The following is a 4,267-nucleotide window of genomic DNA, read 5'->3' as shown; positions in this document are numbered from 1 at the left end:
GGCCGCCGCGCGAGCGCCGTCACGCCCCACCGGGGCGGCGCTTTGGCGGACGGCAGCCCTTCCGTGTGAAGGATCTCCGGATTTGGCAGGGATAAAGCAAGGGGCTCGGAGGAAAGAGCGCCTTCCGGCGTGACGGCGCTCGCGCGGCTCTATTCCAGCAGCCCCAGCAGATAGGCGCCATAGCCGTTCTTGCCGAACATCTCGGCCCGTTTGCGCAGATCGTCGGCGTCGATCCAGCCCTGGGCAAAGGCGATCTCGTCGGGGCTGCCGATCTGCTGGCCCTGACGGTCGCTCAGGGTGCGCACGAAATTGCCTGCATCGAGCAGCGAGCCATGCGTGCCGGTATCAAGCCAGGCATAGCCGCGCCCCATCAGCTCCACGGTCAGCGCGCCATCGGCAAGGTAGCTTTCCAGCAGCGCGGTGATCTCCAGCTCGCCGCGCGCGGACGGCTGCACCTGTGCCGCGCGCGCCGGTGCCGTGCCGTCGAGGAAGTAAAGCCCCGTCACCGCATAAGGAGACGGCGCTTTCTTCGGCTTCTCGATGATCTGGCGCACCGTGCCATCCGGGGCGAAATCCACCACGCCGTAGCGTTCGGGATCGGCGACGCGGTAGCCGAACACCGTGCCGCCACTGGTCGTGGCATCGGCGCTGGCCAGCACTTCAGGCAGGCCGTGACCAAAGAAGATGTTGTCGCCCAGCACCATTGCGGAGGGCGCGCCGTCAAGGAAATCCTCGGCCAGCAGATAGGCCTGCGCCAGCCCGTCGGGCGAAGGTTGTTGGATGAAGGTGAACGCCAGCCCCCACTGCGACCCGTCCCCCAGCAGACGCTTGAACTGGTCGGCATCCTGAGGCGTGGTGATGATCGCGATCTCGCGGATGCCCGCCAGCATCAGTACCGAGAGCGGATAATAGATCATCGGCTTGTCATAAAGCGGCAAGAGCTGTTTGCTCAGCCCCATGGTGATCGGGTAAAGCCGCGTGCCAGAGCCGCCCGCGAGGATGATGCCTTTGCGCGCAGACCGCGCAACACTTTCATGTCTGGTCATGGCGCAAGCTCCTGTAACACGGCCCGCAGGCCGCCCTGCCAATCCGCGGGCATAATCCCGAAATCCGACGCCAGTTTGGCACAATCAAGCCGGGAATTGAGCGGGCGTTGCGCCGGTGTCGGGTAGTCCGCGCTCGGGATGCCGGTCACCGTCACGTCGCGGCCCGCTTCAGCGAAGATTTCCCGCGCGAACCCGGCCCATGAGACATGCGGCGCGCCCGCATAGTGATAGGTGCCGCCCGTCGCGCCCGAAGGCGCGCCATCATACATGCCGCCACCCTGCATATACTCCGCCAGTGTCAGCAGCGTGGCGGCAATATCCGCCGCCGGGGTCGGTCCGCCGATCTGGTCGTCCACGACGCGCAGCGCATCGCGCGTTTCACCCAGACGCAGCATGGTCTTGACGAAATTGCTCCCATGCGCCGAGAACACCCAGGCGGTGCGCAGGATGATGTGGCGCGCACCGCTGGCGCGCACCGCCTCCTCGCCCGCCAGCTTGGTCCCGCCATAGGCGTTTTGCGGTTGCACAGGGTCTGATTCCCGCCATGCACGGGCGCCGCTGCCGTCAAAGACGTAATCGGTGGAAACATGCAGGAACGGGATGCTCAACCGCGCACAGGCCCCCGCCATCGCACCGGGGGCGGCGGCGTTGACGGTCAGGGCGGTGGCCTCGTCCTCCTCGGCCTTGTCGACAGCCGTATAGGCAGCGGCGTTGATGACGACGGCAGGTTTCAGTTCCGCGATGATCGCCGCACAGGCTTGCGGATCGGACAGGTCGGCCCGATCGCGCCCCAGGGCGGTGACATCCGCCTGTCGCTGCAACTCGCTGGCCACCTGCCCGGTCCTGCCGAAGACGAGGATCACGCTTTGACCCCCAACCGCTCACCGACCCCATCTCGGGCCTGCAACGCCTGCCACCACGCGCGGTTGTCGAGATACCAGCGCAGTGTGCGCCGCAGCCCTTCCTCAAGCGTCACCGAAGGCCGCCAACCCAGCTCATCGCGCATCCGGCTCGGGTCGATGGCATAGCGCAGATCATGGCCGGGGCGGTCGGTGACAAAACTGATCAACCGGTCATGCGGCGCGCCTTGCGGCACCATCTCGTCCATCAGCGCGCAGATCATGGCGATCAGGTCGATATTGCGTGCCTCGTTCTCGCCGCCGATATTGTAGGACCGCCCCACCTGCCCCCGCTGCAGCACGGTCAGCAGCGCATCAGCATGGTCTTCGACATAAAGCCAGTCGCGCACGTTCTCGCCCTTGCCATAGACCGGGATCGGCTGGCCCGCCAGCGCGTTCAGGATCACCACGGGCACCAGCTTTTCGGGAAAGTGATAGGGACCGTAATTGTTCGAACAATTGCTCAGCACCACCGGCAACCCGTAGGTGTGATGCCACGCCCGCACCAGATGGTCACTCGCCGCCTTCGAGGCCGAATAGGGCGAGCGCGGATCGTAGGGCGTGTCTTCGGTGAATTGCCCCGTCGCGCCCAGAGATCCGAACACCTCATCGGTGGAAATATGATGAAAGCGGAAACGCTCTGGTCGGCCCTGCGCCTCCCAATACCCGCGTGCGGCCTGCAACAGCGTATAGGTGCCCACCACATTGGTGTCGATAAACGCGCCCGGCCCGTCGATCGAGCGGTCGACATGGGATTCCGCCGCCAGATGCATCACCGCGTCCGGCGTGTGTTCGGCGAATACAGTCTCTAACAGGGCGGAATCGCGGATATCGCCCTGAACGAAGGTATAGCCCGGAGCATCCGCCACCGAGGCCACATTGTCGAGGCACGCCGCATAGGTCAGCGCATCGAGATTGACCACGGCGTGCCCTGCGCCAATCGCGTGGCGCACCACGGCCGAGCCGATAAACCCCGCGCCCCCCGTCACCAGCAGTTTCATGGCGCGCTCCTCTCGAACGGGCTGTCGATCTCTGCCAGGGGCGGCGCTGCGGCGTCTTTCTCGCTGAGGATCGGCATCCCGGTCAAACCCCAATCGATGCCGACGCTGTCCCAGCGCAGCGCGCCTTCCGCCTCGGGCGCATAATAGCGCGTGCATTTATAGACGATCTCGGTCTCGGGCGCCCGCGTCACGAACCCATGTGCAAAGCCTTCCGGCACCCAGAGCTGCCGCCCATTGTCGGCGCTCAGATCGACGCCCACCCATTGCCCATAGGTCGGCGAGCCGCGCCGGATATCGACCACCACATCGTAAAGCGCGCCGCGCCCGCAGCGCACCAGCTTGGCCTGACCGTGGGGGGGCACCTGAAAGTGCAGGCCCCGGATGGTGTTCACATCCGCGGAAAGCGAATGGTTGTCCTGCACGAAGTCCGCGTCAAGGCCGGTCGCCTCAATGAAGCGCGCCTTGTTCCAGGTCTCGGCAAAGAACCCGCGCGCATCGCCAAAGCGGCGCGGCGTCAGGATCAGCACGCCGTCCAGCGCCGTCGTCTCAACCTCCAGCATCACCCGTCCTTCTGCGTCTTGACCCAGGCCAGGAAGGCCCGGTCGGGATGGGCCAACCGCGCCCGCCCGGTGTCATCCCACCATGTCAGCCACCGCGCCTGCAACCCGTAGACATCCAATCCGGGTTTCAGCGCCCTGGCCGCATCAAGCGTCTCCTGCGACAGGATCGGGGCATCCATGGGGCGCGGTTTGGCCCGCCGCGTGACAACCAGCACATCGCCGTCGCGCTCGGCCAAGGCATAATCGGGCAGATGATCCGCCGCGATCATCTTGCGAATGGCGGCGCGGAACACCCGCACCGGCGCGGCGGATCCGGATTTGTGATGCAGGACGGAAATGGAGATCGCCCATTCCGCCTGCCGCCCGCAATGCTTGCGCGCCAGCTCGTAGACCCGCCGCTCCAGCGGTTTGCGCAGGCGGAAATAGTCGCGGCTGAGCGTCAGCACCGAGCGCGCGCAGACCGCGCGATACAGCCACTCCGACAGCGTCACCGTCACCGAAATCATCCGCCCGCCCTTGGAGCGGCGCAGGATCTCCCAGCTCTCGATCAGCCCGAAACCGCGCGTCGCCTCGATGCCGCCGGTGTCGATATTGGTGGTGATGCGCGTGCCCGCCAGCCGCTCGAACCCCTCGCGCAGGCGGGCATAGCTGTCGCCGCCGGTGTCGCGGTTGGTCGCCACCAGCAAATCATGCGCCTTGAGCGTCAGCGTCCGGCTGACGGCGCGGCCCGCATTCATCGCCGCCACAAGCTGGCTGATGCA

Annotated in this window: 5 protein-coding genes; all 5 read right to left on the bottom strand. The window is 66.0% G+C overall.

Annotated features, from left to right (window positions below; translation table 11 throughout):
- Positions 1–149: 149 nt before the first annotated feature.
- A complete protein-coding gene (gene rfbA, locus ACGKZZ_RS17045) occupies positions 150–1,046 on the bottom strand; it encodes a glucose-1-phosphate thymidylyltransferase RfbA (RefSeq protein ID WP_411224716.1) in 897 nt (298 codons plus the stop codon).
- Positions 1,043–1,909 carry a dTDP-4-dehydrorhamnose reductase gene (gene rfbD, locus ACGKZZ_RS17040; RefSeq protein WP_411224715.1) on the bottom strand — a complete coding sequence of 289 codons (867 nt, stop codon included), beginning with the start codon at positions 1,907–1,909 and terminating at the stop codon, positions 1,043–1,045. The genes rfbA and rfbD overlap by 4 nt, the downstream gene beginning before the upstream one ends.
- Positions 1,906–2,946: a dTDP-glucose 4,6-dehydratase gene (rfbB, locus tag ACGKZZ_RS17035; protein ID WP_411224714.1), complete on the bottom strand. Its 1,041-nt coding sequence runs from the start codon at positions 2,944–2,946 to the stop codon at positions 1,906–1,908. The genes rfbD and rfbB overlap by 4 nt, the downstream gene beginning before the upstream one ends.
- A complete protein-coding gene (gene rfbC / locus ACGKZZ_RS17030) occupies positions 2,943–3,506 on the bottom strand; it encodes a dTDP-4-dehydrorhamnose 3,5-epimerase (RefSeq protein WP_411224713.1) in 564 nt (187 codons plus the stop codon). The genes rfbB and rfbC overlap by 4 nt, the downstream gene beginning before the upstream one ends.
- A partial coding sequence (locus ACGKZZ_RS17025) for a replication initiator protein A (RefSeq protein WP_411224712.1) occupies positions 3,506–4,267 on the bottom strand: 762 nt, incomplete at its 5' end. The genes ACGKZZ_RS17025 and rfbC, both read right to left, overlap by 1 nt.

It is taken from the genome of Marivita sp. S2033 (assembly GCF_046592965.1).
Lineage (GTDB): Bacteria > Pseudomonadota > Alphaproteobacteria > Rhodobacterales > Rhodobacteraceae > Marivita.
The sequence above is the reverse complement of the archived record's forward strand: the minus strand, read 5'-3'. Positions and strand labels throughout refer to the sequence as shown.